Origin of the sequence: Vibrio bivalvicida (genome assembly GCF_001399455.2) — a bacterium.
Lineage (GTDB): Bacteria > Pseudomonadota > Gammaproteobacteria > Enterobacterales > Vibrionaceae > Vibrio > Vibrio bivalvicida.
In genome coordinates, this window is sequence record NZ_LLEI02000018.1 from 17302 (window position 1) to 38682 (window position 21381).

The following is a 21381-nucleotide window of genomic DNA, read 5'->3' on the forward strand; positions in this document are numbered from 1 at the left end:
GCATACTATCAAGGATTTGATGCATGGAGCACTTATAGTAGCCGGATTGCTGCGAGTAAGACTATAACCCCGATGGGCCTTGGCCCTCGGGGTTTTTCTTTATCTTTTCTCTTCATATTGGAACTTTAGACTGCGTTGCCTGCTTTCATTCGCCCCATCACATAGGTTCCCTATGCTCAGGGGACTCGTTCAATTGTCGCCTTGTCTGCAAGCTCAACTATTTTGAGAAAATGGGGTTGGTGTTTATAGTTTTTCTAGTCTTGCGTAAGCAGTCACTAGCCATTTGATACCTTCACCATTAAAGGCAACCTGGACACGGCTTTGTGGACCACTGCCTTCAAAGTTGATGATCGTCCCTTCACCAAACTTAGGATGCATAACTCGCGATCCTAAGCTAAAGCCAGTTTCATTGAAGCTCTCTTTGACCACAGTTTGGCTAAAACGACCTGAGCTTGCCGGGCGACTAACCTGTGCTTTCATACGCACTTCATCTAGACAATTCTCTGGCAGTTCACGAATAAAACGGGAAGGCTTATGGTACTTATCCTGACCGTACAAACGGCGCATCTCCGCATAGGTAATGTAGAGTTTTACCATCGCTCGCGTCATGCCGACATAGCAAAGACGGCGCTCCTCTTCCAAGCGCCCTGCCTCTTCGGCCGACATCTGGCTTGGGAACATACCTTCTTCAACACCGACCATAAATACAAGCGGGAACTCAAGACCTTTTGCACTGTGTAGCGTCATCAACTGAACTGCGTCTTCAAACTCATCAGCCTGACCTTCACCCGCTTCTAGCGCTGCATGAGTTAAAAAGGCTGTTAGCAGCGTCATCTCTTCTGCTTCTTCTGGCTTTTCAAATTGACGCGTGGCTGTTACCAGTTCTTCCAAGTTTTCAATACGCGCCTTAGACTTCTCGCCTTTTTCTTGCTCGTACATGGCAAACAAGCCCGAGTATTTGATGACATGGTCAGTCTGCTCATGCAATGACAGTTCGCAGGTATCATCTTCTAGAGCATTAACTAGCTCAATAAAACGGCTCAATGCACCTGCTGCCCGCCCTGGGAGGACTTTGTTTTCTAGCAAATGCATACTCGCTTGCCACATGGTGCTGCCCTGATCTCGCGCGGCAAAACGAATCGTCTCTAAAGTTTTGTCACCTAAACCACGTGTTGGTGTATTCACCACGCGCTCAAATGCTGCATCATCATTGCGGTTCGCCATTAAACGCAGATAGCTCAATGCATCTTTGATTTCTTGGCGCTCGAAAAATCGCATGCCGCCATAAATACGATAAGGCAACCCTGCTTGAATTAACGCTTCTTCAAGCACACGGGACTGAGCATTATTTCGATAAAGCATTGCGGCATCGTTAAGGGCTCCACCTTTATCTTGCCACTCTTTTATCTTATTCACGGCAAAGCGAGCTTCATCTAGTTCGTTATAAGCTGAGTAAACAGAAATTGGCTCACCTTCCGCACCGTCCGTCCACAACTCTTTACCCATTCGCTCAGTATTGTTGGCAATCAAGGTATTCGAAGCTTCTAGTATGGTTTTGGTCGAGCGATAGTTCTGCTCAAGACGAATGGTATTAACGCTTGGGAATTCTCGGGTGAATTTCTCAATGTTCTCGATTTTTGCACCGCGCCAACCATAGATGGACTGATCGTCATCACCCACAATCATGACATGTGAATCAGGACCGGCCATCATACGTAACCAAGCATACTGAATGTTGTTGGTATCTTGGAACTCATCAACCAAGATATGTTTGAAGCGCGCTTGATAGTGCTCTCGAACAAACTTGTTATCACGCAGCAGTTCATGAGCACGAAGCAGAATTTCGGCAAAGTCGACTAAACCAGCTCGATCACACGCTTCTTGATAAGCGGTATAGAGTTGAAGATACGTTTTCGTCACCGGATCATGGTAAGCATCAATATGCTTAGGACGTAGTCCTTCATCTTTTTTGCCGTTGATCCACCAGCTCACCTGGCGTGCTGGCCACTGTTTCTCATCTAGGTTTTGCGCCTTAATCAAGCGACGTAAAAGACGCTGCTGATCGTCACTATCAATGATTTGAAAATCTTCCGGTAGCTTAGCGTCAAGATAGTGAGCACGGAGAATACGATGACAAATGCCATGAAATGTCCCGTTCCACATCCCCGAAGCGCTGCCCATCATTAACTCTTCAATACGTCCACGCATCTCTGCCGCAGCTTTATTGGTAAAGGTCACCGACATAATGGAGAACGGTGAGGCTTGCTCAACCGACATCAACCACGCGATACGATGCACTAGCACACGTGTTTTACCACTACCTGCGCCAGCTAAGACAAGTAAGTTTTCTAGTGGGGCGGCAACGGCTTCACGCTGCTTGTCATTTAGACCATCGAGAAGTAATGAAGGATCCATTGGAGGTGCTCAGCTACTGGTTATCTATACATGAGATGGCATTATACCCGAGTGTCCTCAAGATGCTAGGAGCAGAGAGTAGCAACTGAATTTGCCTCTATTGCTACTTTTTATGTAATTAACACAGAAAAATAGAAAAAAAACCAACTGTTAAAAATCTGTTAAATCAACAATTTAAATAACCAAGCCTAATAAACACGCCATTTTCTATATTTTTTTTGAAAGTTTTCAGCTGAATTTTCTATCCTTTTAATTAAGCAAGTTGATGAATTAATTCATGATTCGCTTGCCCACATAAAGTAAAGGAATAAAGTCTGAGGAAAATACTATGAAAAAGTCTAATCTTGCTGTTACCGCCGCTGTTACTGGATTAATTGCGCTTGGTGGCACAATGTTAACGGCTGCTCCAGCGGTCGCAGCAGAGAAAGAAAAATGCTACGGCGTTGCAAAAGCAGGCAAAAATGACTGTGCAACTAAAACCAGCTCATGTGCAGGTACATCAAAAGAAGATAACCAATCAGATGCTTTCGTAGTCGTACCAAAAGGTCTATGTGGCAAGCTAGCAGGTGGTAGTACTCAATCTTCATAATAAAAATTTTAGGCGGCTAGAGGCTCAACTGGCCGCCTTACTTCTGCCGCTTCTAATTTCAAGGAATGCCCAGTGAACGCAGATCATTTTCATAATAAAGTCGGGGTTGGACTACGCTCACCTCACCTTAATTATTTTGACCAGCACAAACCATCACTTTCGTGGCTTGAAGTCCATAGCGAAAACTACTTCCAGCCATACTCTGCGGCACGTCACACCCTACGTCAGCTCGCTAACGACTATCAAATTAGTTGTCATGGTATCGGTTTATCGCTAGGCAGTGTTGAGCGCGTCAATCGTCATCACCTTAAACAGCTACAAAGCCTAATCAGTGAGTTGAACCCTTTTTTGGTTTCTGATCACTTAAGCTGGAGTGAAAATGGCGGTCATTACTTCAATGATCTTCTGCCGCTTCCCTATACGGAAGAAGCGCTCAACATTTTTTGCCGTAATGTGCTTGAGGTACAAGATACTTTACAGCGCTCGATGCTGATCGAAAATCCTTCTAGCTATGTAAAGTTCAACCATTCAACCATCAATGAATGGGATTTCTTGACTGAGGTACAAAAGCGAACAGATTGCCGCTTACTGCTCGATCTAAACAATATTCATGTGTCCGCTTTTAACCATGGATTCGATAGCCATCATTATCTGAACTCAATCCCTGCCGAAGCAGTGGATGAAATTCACTTGGCAGGTTTTACTATCAAGCAGCTCGATAAGGGTGAAGTGTGGATAGATACTCACAGTCGTCCTGTCAGTGATGAAGTGTGGCAGCTATATCAATTCTGGTTAGAACAATATGGTGAAAGACACACTTTGATTGAGTGGGATCTTGATATTCCAAAGCCAGAAGTTTTGCTTGCCGAAGCTGCCAAAGCCAGTGACCAACTCAATCAGTGCCAAGCCGCCAAGAGGAAAGTGTCATGACATCAAGTGCCTCACCTTCCCTAAGCGAGTTACAAAGCACCTTTGCCAAAGCTCTGCATTACCAAGCTTCTGGCGAAGATTGCAATATTTGCAGCGATGTTTTCAGTGCTGATGAAAGAATACAGATATACCGCAATAACTTCATCGTGAGTCTTAGTGAAGTCCTTCAAGCCACCTACCCTATGTTGCATGCACTGTGGGGAGAAGAGTGCTTTGAACAAGTCGCTCGGCAACATGTACTTAACTACCCGTTGCAAGCCGGGGATGTCAGCCACTATGGTGAAGATTTCCAACACACTATTGAGCATTTCCCTGCTGTCATTGAAGCAGCGCCATATAGCTTAGAAGTGGCTCGTTATGAGTGGCATATCGACCTTGCACAACAACAGAGCAATCAGATCAGCCTTGCTGACGATTTATTGCCATTAGCGCACCTGTCGCATATTCCAATTGAACAACAACCACAAATCCAATTGCACCTAAGACCTGGTGTGATTGCATTTCAATCGTCTTATGCTGTGTTTTCGCTACAACAAGCGATCCACACTAACAACTTCGATAATCTGGATTTAGAACAGGCGGAGCAAGGGGTTATCGCTAGCTCGTTAGAAAGCGGAGTTTGGACTTTATCCCTAGGATCTGAATCTTATCAACTGCTCAGTTTCTTACAGTCGGGCTGTATGCTCACTGAAATCCCACCAGCATTACTCACCCATTTAGAATACTTAACTCAGCATGACCTGCTGGCTGGTTTCTCTCTTGCCACATTAGAAGGATAATACTATGTCTAGCACCATTAAAAGTATGCTCGAGAGCTATGATAACTGGGTTACCAAGTTACAAGTCGGCTTCGTACCATTGCTGCTACTGTTTTGTAGACTTTGGGTAGCTTGGGTGTTTTTTAATTCAGGGCTGACCAAGATCGCCTCATGGGACAGTACCCTATATCTATTTGAATACGAGTATCAGGTTCCGATTTTACCTTGGGAATTAGCAGCCTATATGGGCACTGCCGCGGAGTTAGTGCTACCTATATTCCTCGCCTTAGGGCTGATTACTCGCCCAATGGCAGCGATCCTATTTGTGTTTAACATTATCGCAGTCGTCTCTTACCCTGTTTTATGGGAAAAAGGCTTTTATGACCACCAACTATGGGGGTTGATGATCCTGATTGTGGTGGTCTGGGGGCCAGGCCTTATCTCAGCCGATAAAGTACTGCGCAGTAAACTTGGCTAATCTTCTGAAGATAGGTCTTCTTTAACTGAGTTAACCGCATCTCGTGATGCATGACCGATAGCCTTAGTTGTATCACGAGTTGCATGACCAATAGCCGTAGTGGTATCACGAGTCGCATGTCCGATTGCTGTACCTGCATCTTTCAATTCTGCACAACCTGAAACCGCTAATACCAGCCCAGCACCAAATAAAAAACTCTTCGAAAACATACAACCTCCATGCAATTGGGGTAGAGAATAATAACAAAAACCGCCCCTCTATATCATAGGGGCGGTTTAGAATTGATTAAACTCTGACTTTAGGCTTTTAAGCAGCAATGCCCGAATGACGCAGCAACGCATCAATCTGAGGCTCACGGCCACGGAAGCGCTTAAACAGCTCCATCGGCTCTTCACTTCCGCCCATTTCAAGAATGTTATTCAAGAAGCTCTGGCCTGTTTTGGTATTAAAGATGCCTTCTTCCTCAAAGCGAGAGAAAGCATCAGAAGAGAGAACCTCAGCCCATAAGTAACTGTAGTAACCTGCGCTGTAGCCACCCGCAAAAATATGGCTAAAGCTATGCGAGAAACGGTTCCACTCTAGGCTTGGCAATACCGCCACTTTTGCCTTCACCTCGGCCAGAGTTTCTAGCACTCGTGGACCTACTTCTGGGTCAAATTCTGTGTGCAGAGTAAAGTCAAACAGACCAAACTCTAACTGACGCAAGATAAACATCGCCGATTGGAAGTTTTTCGCTGCTAACATCTTCTCGAGCATTTCTTTCGGTAATGGTTCACCTGTCTCAAAGTGACCAGAAATAAACGCAAGTGCCTGTTCTTCCCAGCACCAGTTCTCAAGAAACTGACTTGGCAGCTCAACGGCATCCCAAGGCACACCATTGATGCCAGATACCGCGCCAGCTTCAACCTGAGTCAACATATGGTGAATACCATGTCCAAACTCGTGGAACAAAGTCACGACTTCATCATGAGTAAACAGTGCTGGTTTATCACCGATTGGGCGATTGAAGTTACAGGTTAAGTACGCCACTGGCGTTTGCAGTTCACCACTGGCATTGATGCGTCGTACACGGCACTCATCCATCCAAGCACCGCCGCGCTTGTGTTCACGAGCATACAAGTCGAGATAGAAGCTACCGCGTAGGTTATTTTCAGCATCAAAAACATCAAAGAAGCGCACGGACTCATGCCAAGTGTCCACCCCTTCGCGCTCTTTCACCGTCATACCAAATACGCGATTTAGCACTTCGAATAGACCACTGACCGCTTTTGCTTCTGGGAAGTAAGGGCGTAGCTCTTCGTCAGAGATTTGGAATAGGTGCTGCTTTTGTTTCTCACTGTAGTAAGCAATATCCCAAAGGTTAAGTGCTTCAACGCCAAACTCACTCTTGGCAAACTGGCGCAGTTCTTCTACTTCGCGTTCACCTTGTGGCCTAGCTTTAATCGCTAAATCATTTAAGAAGCTCAAAACTTGAGAAGGGTTTTCTGCCATTTTAGTCGCTAATGACTTTTCACTGTATGTGTTGAAGCCCAACAAGCGAGCAATTTCAAAGCGCAGCTTCAACTGCTCATTGATAATCTCGGTATTGTCCCACTCACCTGCTTTCGGCCCGCGATCTGACGCGCGTGTCACATACGCTTCATAAAGCTCCTTACGTAGCTCTTGGTTATCACAGTAAGTCATCACTGGCAGGTAAGAAGGAATATCTAACGTCAGCAAGTAACCATCAAGCTCTTTCGCTTCTGCTGCCACCTTTGCCGCTGCCAGTGCAGATTCCGGCATACCTGCCAACTGTTGTTCGTCTGCCACATGCTTTGTCCAACCCATAGTGGCATCAAGCACGTTGTTAGAAAATTTAGAACCAAGCTCAGACATACGCTTGCTGATTTCACCATAGCGATGTTGCTCATCGGCTGGTAGACCAATACCCGACAGCTCAAAGTCACGCAATGAATCAGTGATGGTTTTCTTTTTCGCTTGTGTCAGAGAGGCAAACTCTTCACTAGCTTTGATCGCCTTGTAAGCCTCAAATAAACCTTTGTGCTGACCAACCCAAGTGCCGTACTCAGATAGCAGAGGTAGGCAGCTTTCGTATGCTTCACGCAGCTCGTCACTGTTGACCACCGAGTTCATATGGCTCACCGGTGACCAAATACGGCTTAAGCGGTCATCCACTTCTTCAATTGCCGCAACCACATTATCCCAAGTCGGTTTACTGTTACCCTCTAGCACTTTATCAATTTTAGCGCGGCATTGTGCAATCGCCTGTTCAACCGCTGGCTTAACATGTTCCGGTTTAATCTGAGAAAATGGAGGTAAATCGGTAAAGCTAAGAAGTGGATTAGACATAAATCATTCCTTTTATTGGCAAGCGAACTGACGGGTTCGTCTAGTAAGTATATTCAACGTCTTATAGATTAAATATAGGTGGCGTCATCATTTTTCAATAGAAGGGAGCCGCTAAGTTGTTGCTAAATGCGAGCATCCCAAAGCCACTGAGTATATAATCGGCCAATCGTTCGTACTAACTTCAATATGGTTTAAAGGCCATTTCGAGAGTGTCATTTTGTTAAGTTATCGCCACAGTTTTCATGCCGGCAACCATGCTGATGTGATCAAACATATCGTTCAGAGTCTTATTCTTAACTCACTAAAGCAGAAAGAGAAGCCGTTTGTTTATCACGACACCCACTCTGGTGTCGGACGCTATGACTTAACTCACGAGTGGTCAGAGAAAACCAGTGAATACAAGCAAGGTATCGCTCGTGTTTGGCAACAAAAAGACATCCCACAAGAAATCCAAAGCTACTTGGAGGCGATCAAAACACTTAACAATGGTGATTCACTGCGTTACTACCCAGGTTCTCCACGCGTAGCACGTGCTCACTTACGCCAGCAAGATCGTATGGTCCTGACCGAGCTTCACCCTGCCGATCACCCTCTATTGGAGCAAGAGTTCCATCGTGATCGCCAAGTCAGCATCTACAAAGAAGATGGCTTTAAGCGACTTAAGGCAAGCTTACCGCCACAAGAGCGTCGTGGTTTAGTGCTGATTGATCCACCTTATGAGCTTGCCAAAGAGTACCGCGATGTAGTACAGGCAATCTTCCAAAGCCATAAGCGCTGGGCTACGGGTATCTACGCAATTTGGTATCCGGTAGTTAACCGCTGCGACATCGAAGATATGATTGAAGGCTTACAAAGTTTGGGGATTCGCAAGATCTTGCAGATCGAGCTCGGTGTGACGCCAGATACTAACGAACGTGGCATGACGGCTTCTGGCATGATTGTTATCAACCCACCGTGGAAGCTAGAAAGCCAAATGAACGAGATTCTGCCCTTCCTTAAAGAAGCAATTGCGCCGGCAACCGGTCACTATAAAGTTGAGTGGATTGTTCCTGAATAATCAGCTCGAAAGCAGGGTAGAAAAAAACGCTCTGCTTTATCGTTATTTGTCATAACCAAACTCGCTTTTTCTCATTGGGAAATCAATTCGAGTCGATTTATGATAGTAAACAAGGACAGCAGTCAGTATCGGCTTGAGTTTAATTAAATTCACCCCGATATACTCAATACGCAATTATTAAATTTATAAGCTCGGAGAAAGTCATGGCAACTCATTTTGATTACATCTGTATCGGCGGCGGCTCAGGCGGCATCGCATCAGCTAACCGCGCTGCTATGTACGGCGCTAAAGTTGCACTTATCGAAGCTCAAGACCTAGGTGGCACCTGTGTAAACGTGGGTTGTGTACCAAAGAAGGTCATGTGGCACGGTGCTCAAATTGCAGATGCGATGAACCTATACGCTGAAGATTACGGCTTTGACATTGACGTTAAAGGCTTTGATTGGAGCAAGCTAGTAGAGAGTCGTCAGGCTTACATTGGTCGTATCCACCAGTCTTACGACCGCGTACTTGGCAACAACAAGGTTAATGTCATCAAAGGCTTTGCTAAGTTTGTTAACGAGAAAACAGTCGAAGTGAATGGCGAACATTACACCGCTGACCACATCCTAATTGCCGTCGGTGGACGCCCAACTATTCCTAACATTCCAGGTGCAGAATACGGCATCGACTCAAATGGCTTTTTCGATCTGGAACAGCAACCAAAACGTGTAGCGGTTATTGGGGCAGGCTACATCGCCGTTGAAATCGCAGGCGTACTAAATGCACTTGGCACTGAAACGCACCTTTACGTACGTAAAGAATCGCCACTGCGTAGCTTTGATCCAATGATCATCGAAACGCTAGTTGAAGTAATGGAAGCGGAAGGACCAAAACTGCATACTCACTCGATTCCAAAACAAGTTGTGAAAGAAGCCGATGGTAGCCTGACTCTGCACCTAGAAAATGGCAACACACAAAACGTTGATCAACTTATCTGGGCGATCGGTCGTCACCCTGCAACAGATGCAATCAACCTTGCATCAACTGGTGTTGAAACCAACGACCGTGGTTACATTAAAGTAGACGAATACCAAGAAACCAACGTGAAAGGCATCTACTGTGTAGGTGACATCATGGAAGGCGGTATCGAGCTCACTCCTGTTGCGGTCAAAGCGGGTCGCCAGCTTTCAGAGCGTCTGTTCAACGGCAAAACCAATGCGAAAATGGACTACAATCTAGTTCCAACGGTTGTATTTAGCCACCCACCTATCGGCACTATTGGTCTAACGACGCAAGAAGCTGAAGAGAAATACGGCAAAGACAACGTAAAGGTTTACACGTCTGGCTTTACTGCGATGTACACCGCGGTAACGAAACACCGTCAACCATGTAAGATGAAGCTAGTATGTGCAGGTGAAGAAGAGACAGTGCTTGGTCTACACGGCATCGGCTTCACAGTAGATGAGATGATTCAGGGCTTCGGCGTAGCGATGAAGATGGGCGCAACCAAAGCAGACTTTGATTCTGTGGTTGCCATTCACCCGACAGGCTCGGAAGAGTTCGTTACCATGCGTTAATCACTTCCCTGATCTTTTCAGGTCATAAGTCTTCACGCTTATGACCTGAATAAAGCATGAACTTGGCTAACCGCGTTTAAGTTTTAAAGCTTTGTAGCGTATTGAGTAGAACCTCTGATTGTTGTGCAAGTTGTAAAGCACTGTCTAAAATCTGCTTTGACGAAGCGTCTGAATCACCAGACATATCCACAATGTTATTGATCGTTGAACTCACTTGATTGGCCAACTGATTTTGCTGCTCCGATGAGGATGAAATTCGGCGGCTCAACTCACTAATCTCCTGAGTCGATGCCGTGATCGGCTCGAGTAGCGCGCCAGCTTCTTGGACAAGTTCAACACTTCCTTCGGCACTTGCACAGCCTCTTTCCATTGCACTAACAGTATCAACCGTACCACTTTGAACACGTTCGATAATATCGCGAATTTCTTCTGTTGATTGCTGCGTTCGGCCCGCTAAAGCACGAACTTCATCTGCAACAACTGCAAAGCCACGTCCTTGATCGCCAGCGCGTGCGGCTTCAATCGCAGCGTTTAACGCCAATAAATTGGTTTGCTCTGCAATGGTTTGAATCACTTCAAGTACCGAACCAATTTCTCGGCTTTCATTGGCTAAACGTGTGGAAGTCTCTGAGGCTAGCTCTAACTCTTTCGCCAACCCTAAGATTGACTGCCTTGTGCTTTCTACTTTTTCTCGAACTTGGCGAGTGCTCTGATCAACTTCACTAACATGCTGCTCTGACTGACGAGCGCCATCGGTAATCTCTTGTGATGTATTTGTCATATCACTGACTACCGAGGCTGTTTGCTCCGTCGCTATAATCTGCTCAGATAGTTTGCTCGATGTCAACTCAGCATTGTGGACAATCCCTTTTGCTGACTGATTCACCTGTTGAGTGTTCAAGGTTACTTGATTGATCAAACTCTGTAGCTTTTCCATAAACAGGTTAAACTGCACAGCAATGTCATTGATTTCGTGTTGCCCACTTTCCTCAATTCGCTTAGTCAAGTCACCATCACCATTAACGATATCCTCTAAAGCGGCACGTACTGCCACTAATCGACTGCGGATGGCAGTTTGGTAAATGAACACCATCAAAATGAGAATGATCAAGATAGCGCCGACTAATGCGCCAACAATTTTATAGCTAATTGCAGTACCTTGCTTGAGCATACTGTCGATAGGGGTTTGAACCTCCAACACGCCTCGCACATCGCCTAATTGCCAATCATTTTTTGGAGTTAGAGCATGATTGTTATGACAATTCACACACCCTTGACCAACCATGGTGTCGGCAATAGCGACTCTAACCCATGTTTCCCCTCCTCTTTGCTCCGTCAAACTGATCACTTGTTTGGAGTCTTTCGTTAGTGCATTCCATGCATCTAGTTGAAATTCATCCAATTGTCGATTTTTTCGGTTTGGAAAAGGAAAGCGGCTATAAAGCGCCAGTTTGACACCGTCATCTCCTTTATCAGCAAGCACGCGACTCAGGTCATGAATCATAGTCGCAGGCAAAGGTATCGCACTATCATTCCCTTGGTGATCGATAGAAGGCTTGATGTTAGAACTCTTTAGTACCGGCCCAACCACGTTGCGAGAATAGTACCCTCTCAACACTTTAAACTGGTTGACGGTTCGTTGCGCTGCAATCACCGCTTCTGATTCTGCATTTTCTTTTATAACAGAGGGGATAAAAAACAAAAACACCCCGATCAAAACAGAGAAAATGAGCACAATGGGCATCATTAAACGCCCAAGTAATCCAATATAAGAACCTCGCATACATGCTTCCCTCTAATATGTTGCACTGGCTGCTATAAACCAATTGGGGACTATTGAAAGAGTAGGCTCTGAATGCTCAACGCGCGAGTTTAAAAATCCACGCGACTTGTTTCCTTCTTCATCAGTGAAGATCAAAACCATATGCACTGACTCAACACCATTTCATTTTACTTACAGCAAAGGAGCTAGCTCATTTTTTACCATCTTGGTGATACCTTTTAGGTATAAGCAAAAAGAGAATTCAGCCCCTAATTCGATCATGAAAGAATTGAGTTCTACTAAGGAGGCTTTATGCTTAAACGTGAACTTGCAAATGGGTTGGCAGTCAGCTCAATTGGCTATGGTGCGATGGGGTTGAGTGAATTCTATGGCAATACAAATGACTTACAATCTTTAAAGTTACTTGACCAGTTACTAGAGCTTGGTGTTGATTTTATAGATACCGCAAACTTCTATGGACGTGGTCACAATGAGGATCTGATTGGTTACTATCTATCTAAACTGCAACCTGCTCAGCGCCAACAACTTAAAGTTGCCACCAAATGTGGTATCGATCGCCCTGCAGAAGCTGCGTATGCTCGCAGCATCAATAATACACCTGACTATATACGAAAATGCTGCGATGAATCTCTTCAGCGCCTGGGGGTAGAGTGTATAGACTTATTTTATCTGCACCGAGTAGACAACAAGATCATCGAGCAAAGCATGGATTGCCTAGGTCAATTAGTCAAAGAAGGCAAAATTGCCCATGTCGGTCTTTGTGAGGTTTCTTCGAAAACACTGCTTAAAGCGCACTCTGTTTTTCCAGTCACTGCTCTACAAACAGAGTACTCACTTTGGACTCGCGACATTGAACAAGATATTCTTGAAACACTAAAAACCAATAACATCGGCTTGGTGCCCTACTCTCCGCTAGGTAGAGGTTTCCTCACAGGTAAGCTAACTCGTAATAGTGACCTCCCAGATGGTGATTTTCGTAAAACCAACGATCGATTCCTAGATGGTAATATCAATCATAATCGCAGCCTTCTAGACATCATTCAGCCGATTGCACAAAAATATCAAGCGACACCTGGTCAGATCGCGTTGGCATGGCTATTAGCCCAATATGAACATATCGTTCCGATCCCAGGAACTAAGAAGCGGCACTATCTCCAAGAAAATGTTCAGGCATCTGAAATTATCTTAGACGTAGCAGACCTTACGACATTGAATGACATCCCACTTCAATTTGAGGTAAAAGGGCAACGTTACTCTGAAGAGGGTATGAAAGGAGTCAACGTATAAATAGAAAAAGCCCAGCAAGCTGGGCTTTTTCACTAGCGATAGACACTCATCGCAACACCTTCTCCACCGCCAATGCAAAGCGCAGCGAGACCTTTATTTTTGCTATCTCTTATCAGGCTATGAATAAGAGTAACTAGGATTCTACTTCCCGAAGAACCAATCGCGTGCCCCAAGGCAATCCCTCCCCCATATGGATTAATTTTCTCATCAGGAATATCAATTGCCCGAGCGACGGCAATTGCTTGCGATGCAAACGCTTCGTTACACTCTAGCTGGTCTACCTCGCTTGCTTCCCACCCAGATTGGTCAAGGCATTTCGAGATAGCTTCAATCGGGGCAACTCCCATAACATCAGGGCTAATGCCTGAATTGCTGAATTTCCCTATGCTAGCGAGCACGTTCAACTGATATTTTTCAGCAGTATCACGATGACAGAGTAGCAGTGCCGACGCTCCGTCATTGAGGGATGATGCATTACCTGCCGTCACCGTACCTTGCTTAGAAAACACGGGCTGCAAACTGGCAAGTTTGTCTACGCTTGTTTCTCGTGGACCTTCATCTTGACCAAACATACGAACATTGCCTTTTCGATCTCTTACTTCTATCGGCACTACCTCATTCGCAAACAAACCGGCTTTTTGCGCCGCAAGTGCTTTCTGATGAGACTGAAACGCGAACTTATCTTGATCGGGACGCGCAACTCCATACTTATTGGCAACGTTTTCCGCCGTCACTCCCATGTGATAATCATTAAACGCATCCCAAAGGCCATCGTTAACCAAGCTATCTTGTAGCTCAGCTCCCCCCAATCGTTTACCTTTTCTGGAGTTTGGTAAAATATGGGGCGCATTTGACATACTTTCTTGCCCACCAGCAATAGCAAATTCAGCATCATCACAAGTGATTGCTTGCATCGCTAAATGAACCGCCTTTAAGCCTGAACCACAAACCTTGTTGACTGTTAAACACTGCGCGTTATGTGTTAACCCGGCTCCAATTGCGGCTTGGCGAGCTGGATTTTGACCACAGCCAGCCGTTAGAACTTGCCCAAGAATGACGCTATCGATTTGCTCTGGTTTAACGCCTGAATCAGCCAACAAGGCTTTGATCACCAAACTACCAAGATTAGGTGCAGACAAACCAGAGAGCTCACCCATAAATGCACCAGTCGGTGTTCGCTTTGCGGCAACAACAACAATGTCTTCCATTACGCAACTTCCTCTTTAAGACCCGGAAGGACTAGCCCTTTCTCATCCATAATCTTGCGGTAACTTGCTAGGCCATTCATACAAGCCGGAACACCAGCATAAACAGCCATCTGAATAACAACTTCAAGCAGCTCTTCAGGTGAAACCCCTACGTTTATCGCCGCTTTCATATGCAGTTCAAGCTGAGGGGTCGCGTTACCTAAGCTAATCAGCGAAGCAACGGTCAGCATTTCGCGGACTTTTAAATCTAAACCAGGACGAGCGACAACAGAGCCGAATGCGTAATCCGTAATCAGCCGAGGTAAGTCACTGTCGAGTTCGGAAAGCCGACGACTCACTCTTTCAGCTAATCCATCTTCCAAACGATCCATAACGTGCATGCCTTTGATCGTCGTTTGTTGATTACTCATTATTTAAGCCTCCTGCGTTCGCTGAACATTCTCGGAATTCATCGGCACGATGGTGATAAATACCAGGGAAAGCGCCATCGCGACACCGGCAAAAATGTAGAGAAAGGATACATTGTAAGAAGCAACTAACCATGCCCCTAGAGACGCTCCGATACCTATTGCCAAATTGAAGAAGGCAACATAAAGAGCAGAAGCTGGAAATGCTTGTTCTGAAGCCAATCTAAGCACCCAAGTTTGAAGGGCCACGAAAATACAAGATGCCGTCGCTCCCCAGATAGCGAGTGCTGTGCCGATGTGAGCCTGATACCATTGCACATGGAATTCGCCAATAAGAACCAACATTGATGCTGCAAATAGCACAGACAAAACCGCGATCGTCTTAAGGTGTTTATCAATAAATAGCGCCGTGATGACATTGCCAGCAATACCCGCAACACCAAAGACCAACAATAAAACCGGGACAAACTCTTCACTAATGTGAGTCAAGGAATTAAGCATAGGCTCTATATATGTAAAGGCGGTAAAGTGAGCCGATATGGTCAAAATGGTGGCAAAATAGACTTTGATCAGTGAACTCGATTTAAACACGGCCTTAATCGCCCCAATGCCTACGCTGCTCTTCTCGCTAATCTGAGGGACTAAGCTAGCAATCCCAACAAGCGACAACACGCTGAGCCCTGACATAACCATAAATGCGGAGCGCCAACCTATATGCATACCGATGTAATTTGAAATAGGCACCCCAAACACACTGGCAACGGATACTCCACCAAATACGATCGAGGTAGCCAGACCGATATAGTTAGACGGAACAATCGACGCAGCACTGACACCAATTATTGACCAAAATGCACCATGGGCAACGGCCCCAATCACTCTGGCTAACATTAGGTTCTCAAAGGTTTCAGCACTAGCGGCAAGGCCATTGGAAACGACCAGTACTATGCTCAAAGCAATTAAGAGATTTTTTTTGCCGACCCCACCGAGGAAAACTGAAGCCACAAGTGCGCTCAAAGCACCAACCCAAGCATATAAAGATACTGTCATACCAACATATGATTCAGAGGTTGCTAAGGCATTGGCCATTGGCGTGAGTAAACCAATCGGAGCCAGTTCGGTCGTGACGATATTGAACGTCGACAAAGCTAATACAAACAACGCTAACCAAATTCGAAGCGTCATCTTCTGAGAAGTTTCACTATTACTCATTCTTCATTCCATATAATTTAAAGAGTTTTCCATCCATGCTGTTTGGCATGATGAAGAAGGTGAGGATTTTCGCCTACGCAGATCGGATTGCCTGTTGCTTCAAGCATATCGACGTCAGAGATATCGTCTCCGTATGCATAGCAATAATTCAGATCGATATGATGTGTTTGGCAAAAATCAGACATGGCAACCTTTTTACCTTTTCCGATGGTCTGCGGTTTACCGATTTGACCGGTTAGCACCCCTTCTTGGTCTAAGATCAGAGAGGTACACAGGATGTGTTCTACATTGAGAAACTGAGCAATGGGCGCCAAAATCGGACACATCGAACCAGAGACAAACACCACTTGATGGCCTGCCCGTTGATGCTCTTTTAACGCAGTAACGGAAGGTTCGAGAAAGAAAGAGTCATCACAACGGCTTTGAAACCACTCCTGTCCAGCGCTCTCAAGTGCTTGGTATCTTTGTCCTTCAAACTGTTGATAGTACTCTCTGTTCAACTGCTCTCTTACAACACCAGCAGCTCTATCTGCATTGAGCTTTGCGTTATAACTCTTAAACAGCTCACCTTGCCCGATTTTTTCACACCAAAATTCATAGAAATCAAACATGCTCTTGGTGTGAATTAGAGTTTCATCCACATCAAAAAATGCCGCGACTTTGGTCATAATCACTCCTCGTAGTTTAAGCGACGACTCTTCACTGGAAAGTCAGGCTCATTTCCTACCACTCCAGCGTCGGCCCAGCGGTTTGGAGCGACTTCTGTCACAGCGACAGAGATCTTATCTAAAGGTGCACCAGTATTCTTATGCACCGCCAGTGTTATGTCTTCGAGCATCCCTTTTACTTGCTCTTCGTTGTTCATTTTCCAAGTGGTAATATGGATAAAAGGCATCTTTATTCTTCCCTATTATTCGTAGTCACAAATTCATCAAACGAGCGTTGCTCAAGCTTTAACTGGGCGTGAATGTCTCCACCGAGACCATGCAGACCAATCGCGCCGCCATAACTTTGCCGAGAACTCATATATAAGACGACAACATTAATTACTCGGTTACCTTCTGATTCATGGGCAGGAAATGGGTCAGGTAATTCGGCCCAAAACTGAGCACTGCCTAAAGAGTCAGTAACAAAAACATTCGGGATACCTAGTGGCCCTGGCCGAGTCGGAGATTCGGGACAGAGATCCTTCTCTCTTAGGCTCATTACGGTATAGAGGCTGTTAGGAACTAGGTTGCTAAATTGAAAATCAAAACGAGCTAACTGCTTGTCATCATTTAAGGTAACTGTCAGCTCTCCTTTAGCTTGCAGCCAATCGTATAAGTTAATCGGTGCAATGCGCCGCTTACCATCTTGATACCGATAGTCTTCTATATATCCCTGATGAAGAGGAAGGCTTGGCCTCACCTCCGTACTAGCTTGCGGCCTCTGCTCTGGAGCAAAAACCATCGGATAGTTGTTCGAAGGCAAAGGCAAAGGAAGCGTGAACAAGGTAATATCCTTCATTTGCTGCTCAGAGAGTTGTTCTATTTGAGTAACGATGTGATACGGTTTGATCTCGCCAAATGCAGGTACAGGGGTTTCTGGCGCAACAATTGCGCCAGACCAAGAAACACCACTATCACTTGGGATTTGCCCTACAACGACGAAGTTACCCTCTGCATCCATAACTTCTGCGGGAGGATAGAGCGGGCCTTGTGTCGTAGCCGATAGTTGGTAACTTCTACGCACAGTCTTGCTCCATACTAAAATGGTGACTAGGGCTCACAACCGCCTCAGTGGCGGATTCAGCTAGTTCCCCCTCTTTAGCAATTATCGATTTGGCAGAGTAGACAGCAAAAGATACGTCCATACTGGCGCACACAGTTTGATTCTGCATCACACTCATACGAGCTTTGAATCTTCCACGGCGATCATTCACATCCTTCTCGACAAACTCAAAATGTACGATTGCAGGTAGAGGGAATAGGAAATTCGCAAAATCAATCGACATACTGTTGATAACGTAATACTTGTCGTTTTGTTTTTGGTAAACAAACTCTTCAGTAACGGCAATAAACGCCTGGCGACAAGCTTCAACCAGCAACATTCCTTGAACATGCTGCCCTGTCTGATGGTCTCCCATCAATTCGCAGTTATCATCAATAACGAGGGGCAGTGCGTACATATCTAACTTATGATCAACTTTTTCAGCCTGACCAATTAGAATATTTCGCTCATCCCATTTGTGGGTATGACGATTTTTATGCTCAGAAGCTAGCTTTTCTACTGAACAAGTTTTGAGCTTGCTTTTCAGCTTTATATTATTGCCAATATCATCAATAACTTTCTTGGCTTTGTGCTTACAAACACCTTGCCCCGCAATCAGCTCATGCTCATCAGGAAATAGATTGTCTGGTAGCTTTGCTAACAATTCTAACTGAGAAATAGTTAAAGCTTTTTTTCCATTGGCATACTCTGAATATTTATCACCAACAACTACAATTTTATTAACTTCCATATCACTTGCTCTTACATTGCTCTATATAGACGCGTATATAGTCCTTCATCCCCACCAGTAATATAATCATCACCAGCTTGCTTAATAATCTCTTTATAGTTTTCATCATTAAATGGCTGCATATATTCATCTACATTTCCATTGAATGAAGAAACAAAAAGAACACCTGGCTGACCACTAATCAGAGAATGATAGGCTTCAAAGCTATTAATCTTGTCGGCATTGTCTCGTACTACATTAAATATTGTTCTATCGCGCCACTCAAGATAGTCATCGTAACGCTCTGCAGGCACTTCGACATGTCGCAACTGCACAAACTCCGTACTTGGCAACTCTGACTCACTAGCAATAGGTGCCTCTACGAATCTAAGCAATTCGCGTTTTATATCACCAGACAAGTAATCTTTATTAACAGTAAATGCATCTATGAGTCCTTTCTCTAAATTTGAAATATCTTCTATTTTATTTATAGCCTTCAATTCCAATAGCTCATTATTTCCATCTTCGCTAATAAAATATCTAGAACTCTCGTTACATTTAATACTATCAATTGTTTTGTTATCAATATTTTTAACGGGGTATCGAGAGACCAAAAGGTAGTTTGTAGACATGTTTAACTCCATTTAATTAAGGAGCAACAAAACTAACAGCTATTGATAGTTGTGGAATTACTAATTATGTAATTTAATTTTTGAATCAACACCAAGTTTATAGCTTATTTTTGAATCACTACTAAATTCAATTTCATCATTAAGACTAATGAGAGAAGTGCATATAAACACAAGCCTCAATAAGGAGGGCTGCAAATTTTTCAGTGTGTGGACACTCAGCAAAAAATTAACTACATTTATCTTGTTATTTATAAATACTAACCTTTATAATGAAAACTATTCACATTCTGAATAAAATAAAGACATTACTTTAATGTTATTGATGTTGTTTTTGCCCATAAGATCTGTATGAGTATTAGATCCATTTTAACCAACAGTAGTTTGCCGACCGTTAAGCAACTTCAATGTTTTTTGGCCGTTGCGCAGGAACTTAACTTCCGTAAGGCGGCTGAGCGCATAAATATGACTCAGCCGCCACTAACTAGGCAAATAAGGTGCCTAGAGGATTTACTTGGTTATGAATTATTTAATCGTAACACTCATGGCGTACACCTAACTAAATCAGGCAATGACCTTCTCATTGAAGCAGAAAAAATCTTATGCCTAATTAGTGGACTGAAAGCTCTGAACGCAAGAAGTGTCGATAAAATTAGAGTGGGGGCGACTAATACTCTAAATTTCGAGAACATTTCTCCAATCGCAGAGGCTTTGAGCTCTCTCGTTGGACTTGAGAGCGCTGATGTTCATAATATGAATTCAAGTCAACTAATTCACAGCCTGCAAAAGAACTCATTAGATATCGCTCTCATTGGAGAACAAAATACTCGCGTAGAAGAAGATATATCTTTCCATTGGATATATCGCGAGCCACTGTTACTCGCTATGCCCTCTTCACACGAAGCCGCAACACAAATTCAAGTCTCGCTTGAAGATGTATCTGAGTTACCTTTATTTTGGTTTCCTTGGAGTGCCAACCCTGCTTTTTACGAAAAGTGCGAGAAACTGTTTGAAAAGCTCCCTTTCCCACTGAAAAGAATAAAAGAGCCTGACGATACTATTGTGATGCTCTCCAAAATTGCCAAGGGTAACGCCATGGCATTGATGCCTCGTTCGATGTGTACCTTTTACAATGATGGCTTATGCTATAAAGAGCTCTCTGACGCTCATAGTAAGTATCTAAATATCGACGTCTATGCTGCGATTAAAAACAACGATAGAAGGCCGCATATCTTCGATGCAATCGAGAACCTAAAGTCATCCCGATAACACTGGCGCTTCCCAAGGGAGAAATGAGTCCCTCTTTCCGGCACGATTACTCAGTTAGAAACCCACCAAAGTCACTTTCCCTTGTAGTGAATCTTTAAGCTGACAAGTAAAATCAACCCGCTTATCGGCATCTTTATCATATAAGGTTTTCAACTTCTCAAATGCACTGGGGACAAAACTGATGTTTTTTAAGCGCAGGCTTTTACGAGTTTGACTGTCCAAAAATGCCAAAGCAGAGCGCTCGAGTACTTGATGGCAGGCATCTAACACTCCTTTGCTCGCCAGCTTACTTTGAATTACTTGCTCAATATCCGCTTTAGAGATTGACGAACTCGACTGAGCAAAAACGCAAATAGCGTGAAGGTCTAGTATCGCTACTGCACGAGGTCTCTGAGTTGCGGTGTCTTCATAAACCGCTAACAGGCAGGGAATTTTACTCTCATCGAATAATTGTGGGGCAATATTGTTGAGGGTTAAGCTGTTGCCTAGCTCTCTTTGAAGTAGTTTCTCTAGTTGTGACAGCTTGGGTAACGCTAACTCTTTTTGGACTTCAGTGATTGAGTCGAGCGTTTTCTTACTTTCTTCAACACCTTGAACTAAAGGCAGTAAGTAGCGATGTAATTCACTGTCTTCAAAGGGTTTAGTGAGCACAAAACTAGCACCTGCCGCCTGAGCTTGTTGAATTTGGCTTTGGTCATCAACGGTGGTAATCATCCCCACTTTGATTCCTGCACCGAGTTTCATTAGCTCTTCGGTTAACGTCAGCCCTGTCATATCCGGCATATACCAGTCAGTTAACACTATCTCAGGATGCCATTCTTTAGCCAATTCCAGTGCCTTAGTTGCGCTACAGGTTTTCTCAATCGATAAACGACAATAACCAAAGCTCTCTAAGCCCCGCCTGACAATCTCTAATGTCGCCTTACTGTCATCCACAATCAAAATTTTCACGGGTCGCCATCACCTCCTGCA

The 21381-nt window shown here is 44.5% G+C and carries 21 protein-coding genes; 8 read left to right on the forward strand and 13 right to left on the reverse strand.

Annotated features, from left to right (window positions below; all coding sequences use genetic code 11):
* Positions 1-243: 243 nt before the first annotated feature.
* Entirely contained in the window at positions 244-2415 is a 2172-nt protein-coding gene (gene uvrD / locus APB76_RS03980) for a DNA helicase II (RefSeq protein WP_049846400.1), read from the reverse strand.
* 328 nt (positions 2416-2743) lie between these two features.
* Between uvrD and APB76_RS03985 the strand changes: the two genes are divergently transcribed.
* From APB76_RS03985 to APB76_RS04000, 4 genes are all read left to right on the forward strand, one after another.
* A complete protein-coding gene (locus APB76_RS03985) occupies positions 2744-3004 on the forward strand; it encodes a BufA1 family periplasmic bufferin-type metallophore (RefSeq protein WP_049846399.1) in 261 nt (86 codons plus the stop codon).
* 72 nt (positions 3005-3076) lie between these two features.
* Positions 3077-3934: an MNIO family bufferin maturase gene (gene bufB, locus APB76_RS03990; protein WP_054963146.1), complete on the forward strand. Its 858-nt coding sequence runs from the start codon at positions 3077-3079 to the stop codon at positions 3932-3934.
* Positions 3931-4713, forward strand: coding sequence for an HvfC/BufC N-terminal domain-containing protein (locus APB76_RS03995; RefSeq protein ID WP_049846397.1), 783 nt, complete (start codon positions 3931-3933; stop codon positions 4711-4713). The genes bufB and APB76_RS03995 overlap by 4 nt, the downstream gene beginning before the upstream one ends.
* A gap of 4 nt (positions 4714-4717) precedes the next feature.
* Complete coding sequence (locus APB76_RS04000) at positions 4718-5170, forward strand: DoxX family protein (RefSeq protein WP_049846396.1); 453 nt, start codon at positions 4718-4720, stop codon at positions 5168-5170.
* Here APB76_RS04000 and APB76_RS04005 read toward each other — a convergent pair.
* Together APB76_RS04005 and prlC are read right to left on the reverse strand one after the other, a co-directional pair.
* Positions 5167-5379, reverse strand: coding sequence for a hypothetical protein (locus APB76_RS04005; RefSeq protein ID WP_049846395.1), 213 nt, complete (start codon positions 5377-5379; stop codon positions 5167-5169). The two genes, APB76_RS04000 and APB76_RS04005, sit on opposite strands and share 4 nt — an antisense overlap.
* 97 nt (positions 5380-5476) lie before the next feature.
* Positions 5477-7519, reverse strand: coding sequence for an oligopeptidase A (gene prlC, locus APB76_RS04010; RefSeq protein WP_054963147.1), 2043 nt, complete (start codon positions 7517-7519; stop codon positions 5477-5479).
* Between the two features lie 217 nt (positions 7520-7736).
* Here prlC and APB76_RS04015 point away from each other — a divergent pair, with 217 nt between their 5' ends.
* Positions 7737-8576, forward strand: a complete 840-nt coding sequence (locus APB76_RS04015) for a 23S rRNA (adenine(2030)-N(6))-methyltransferase RlmJ (protein WP_054963148.1) — start codon at positions 7737-7739, stop codon at positions 8574-8576.
* A 203-nt stretch (positions 8577-8779) separates the two neighbouring features.
* Positions 8780-10135, forward strand: coding sequence for a glutathione-disulfide reductase (gene gorA, locus APB76_RS04020; protein ID WP_054963149.1), 1356 nt, complete (start codon positions 8780-8782; stop codon positions 10133-10135).
* 76 nt (positions 10136-10211) lie between these two features.
* On the opposite strand, the gene APB76_RS04025 is transcribed toward gorA, so the two are convergent.
* Positions 10212-11918: a methyl-accepting chemotaxis protein gene (locus APB76_RS04025; RefSeq protein ID WP_049846391.1), complete on the reverse strand. Its 1707-nt coding sequence runs from the start codon at positions 11916-11918 to the stop codon at positions 10212-10214.
* Between the two features lie 291 nt (positions 11919-12209).
* On the opposite strand from APB76_RS04025, the gene APB76_RS04030 reads away from it, so the two are divergent.
* The gene (locus APB76_RS04030) at positions 12210-13205 is read left to right on the forward strand and encodes an aldo/keto reductase (RefSeq protein WP_049846390.1); all 996 of its coding nucleotides are present in this window, start codon (positions 12210-12212) and stop codon (positions 13203-13205) included.
* Positions 13206-13237: 32 nt separating this feature from the next.
* Here APB76_RS04030 and APB76_RS04035 read toward each other — a convergent pair whose 3' ends face one another.
* From APB76_RS04035 to APB76_RS04070, 8 genes are read right to left on the reverse strand one after another with little or no spacing between them, the layout of a single operon-like run.
* Positions 13238-14413 carry an acetyl-CoA C-acetyltransferase gene (locus APB76_RS04035; protein WP_054963150.1) on the reverse strand — a complete coding sequence of 392 codons (1176 nt, stop codon included), beginning with the start codon at positions 14411-14413 and terminating at the stop codon, positions 13238-13240.
* Entirely contained in the window at positions 14413-14823 is a 411-nt protein-coding gene (locus APB76_RS04040; RefSeq protein WP_049846388.1) for a carboxymuconolactone decarboxylase family protein, read from the reverse strand. Before APB76_RS04040 ends, APB76_RS04035 begins: the two co-directional genes overlap by 1 nt.
* Before the next feature lie 3 nt (positions 14824-14826).
* On the reverse strand, positions 14827-16032 hold the full coding sequence (locus APB76_RS04045) for an MFS transporter (RefSeq protein WP_049846387.1): 1206 nt from the start codon (positions 16030-16032) through the stop codon (positions 14827-14829).
* 17 nt (positions 16033-16049) lie between these two features.
* Positions 16050-16700 carry an HAD family hydrolase gene (locus APB76_RS04050; protein WP_049846386.1) on the reverse strand — a complete coding sequence of 217 codons (651 nt, stop codon included), beginning with the start codon at positions 16698-16700 and terminating at the stop codon, positions 16050-16052.
* A 2-nt stretch (positions 16701-16702) separates the two neighbouring features.
* Positions 16703-16927 carry a 2-hydroxymuconate tautomerase gene (locus APB76_RS04055; protein ID WP_049846385.1) on the reverse strand — a complete coding sequence of 75 codons (225 nt, stop codon included), beginning with the start codon at positions 16925-16927 and terminating at the stop codon, positions 16703-16705.
* A gap of 2 nt (positions 16928-16929) precedes the next feature.
* Positions 16930-17763 carry a hypothetical protein gene (locus tag APB76_RS04060; RefSeq protein WP_082880274.1) on the reverse strand — a complete coding sequence of 278 codons (834 nt, stop codon included), beginning with the start codon at positions 17761-17763 and terminating at the stop codon, positions 16930-16932.
* Positions 17756-18532: an AfsA-related hotdog domain-containing protein gene (locus APB76_RS04065; protein WP_049846383.1), complete on the reverse strand. Its 777-nt coding sequence runs from the start codon at positions 18530-18532 to the stop codon at positions 17756-17758. The genes APB76_RS04060 and APB76_RS04065 overlap by 8 nt, the downstream gene beginning before the upstream one ends.
* Before the next feature lie 11 nt (positions 18533-18543).
* On the reverse strand, positions 18544-19143 hold the full coding sequence (locus tag APB76_RS04070) for a hypothetical protein (protein WP_054963152.1): 600 nt from the start codon (positions 19141-19143) through the stop codon (positions 18544-18546).
* Positions 19144-19491: 348 nt separating this feature from the next.
* Here APB76_RS04070 and APB76_RS04075 point away from each other — a divergent pair, with 348 nt between their 5' ends.
* Positions 19492-20409 carry a LysR family transcriptional regulator gene (locus APB76_RS04075; RefSeq protein WP_054963153.1) on the forward strand — a complete coding sequence of 306 codons (918 nt, stop codon included), beginning with the start codon at positions 19492-19494 and terminating at the stop codon, positions 20407-20409.
* A 54-nt stretch (positions 20410-20463) separates the two neighbouring features.
* Here APB76_RS04075 and APB76_RS04080 read toward each other — a convergent pair whose 3' ends face one another.
* Positions 20464-21360, reverse strand: coding sequence for a response regulator (locus APB76_RS04080; protein ID WP_054963154.1), 897 nt, complete (start codon positions 21358-21360; stop codon positions 20464-20466).
* Positions 21361-21381: the final 21 nt, after the last annotated feature.

Coding starts and splice junctions, on each gene's coding strand:
- APB76_RS04050 (WP_049846386.1), bottom strand. CDS start 16,700: ATGACCAAAGTCGCGGCATTTTTTGATGTGGATGAAACTCTAATTCAC.
- APB76_RS04065 (WP_049846383.1), bottom strand. CDS start 18,532: ATGGAAGTTAATAAAATTGTAGTTGTTGGTGATAAATATTCAGAGTAT.
- uvrD (WP_049846400.1), bottom strand. CDS start 2,415: ATGGATCCTTCATTACTTCTCGATGGTCTAAATGACAAGCAGCGTGAA.
- APB76_RS04070 (WP_054963152.1), bottom strand. CDS start 19,143: ATGTCTACAAACTACCTTTTGGTCTCTCGATACCCCGTTAAAAATATT.
- APB76_RS04035 (WP_054963150.1), bottom strand. CDS start 14,413: ATGGAAGACATTGTTGTTGTTGCCGCAAAGCGAACACCGACTGGTGCA.
- APB76_RS03985 (WP_049846399.1), top strand. CDS start 2,744: ATGAAAAAGTCTAATCTTGCTGTTACCGCCGCTGTTACTGGATTAATT.
- APB76_RS04055 (WP_049846385.1), bottom strand. CDS start 16,927: ATGCCTTTTATCCATATTACCACTTGGAAAATGAACAACGAAGAGCAA.
- APB76_RS04030 (WP_049846390.1), top strand. CDS start 12,210: ATGCTTAAACGTGAACTTGCAAATGGGTTGGCAGTCAGCTCAATTGGC.
- prlC (WP_054963147.1), bottom strand. CDS start 7,519: ATGTCTAATCCACTTCTTAGCTTTACCGATTTACCTCCATTTTCTCAG.
- APB76_RS04000 (WP_049846396.1), top strand. CDS start 4,718: ATGTCTAGCACCATTAAAAGTATGCTCGAGAGCTATGATAACTGGGTT.
- APB76_RS04040 (WP_049846388.1), bottom strand. CDS start 14,823: ATGAGTAATCAACAAACGACGATCAAAGGCATGCACGTTATGGATCGT.
- APB76_RS04075 (WP_054963153.1), top strand. CDS start 19,492: ATGAGTATTAGATCCATTTTAACCAACAGTAGTTTGCCGACCGTTAAG.
- APB76_RS04045 (WP_049846387.1), bottom strand. CDS start 16,032: ATGAGTAATAGTGAAACTTCTCAGAAGATGACGCTTCGAATTTGGTTA.
- APB76_RS04005 (WP_049846395.1), bottom strand. CDS start 5,379: ATGTTTTCGAAGAGTTTTTTATTTGGTGCTGGGCTGGTATTAGCGGTT.
- APB76_RS03995 (WP_049846397.1), top strand. CDS start 3,931: ATGACATCAAGTGCCTCACCTTCCCTAAGCGAGTTACAAAGCACCTTT.
- APB76_RS04025 (WP_049846391.1), bottom strand. CDS start 11,918: ATGCGAGGTTCTTATATTGGATTACTTGGGCGTTTAATGATGCCCATT.
- gorA (WP_054963149.1), top strand. CDS start 8,780: ATGGCAACTCATTTTGATTACATCTGTATCGGCGGCGGCTCAGGCGGC.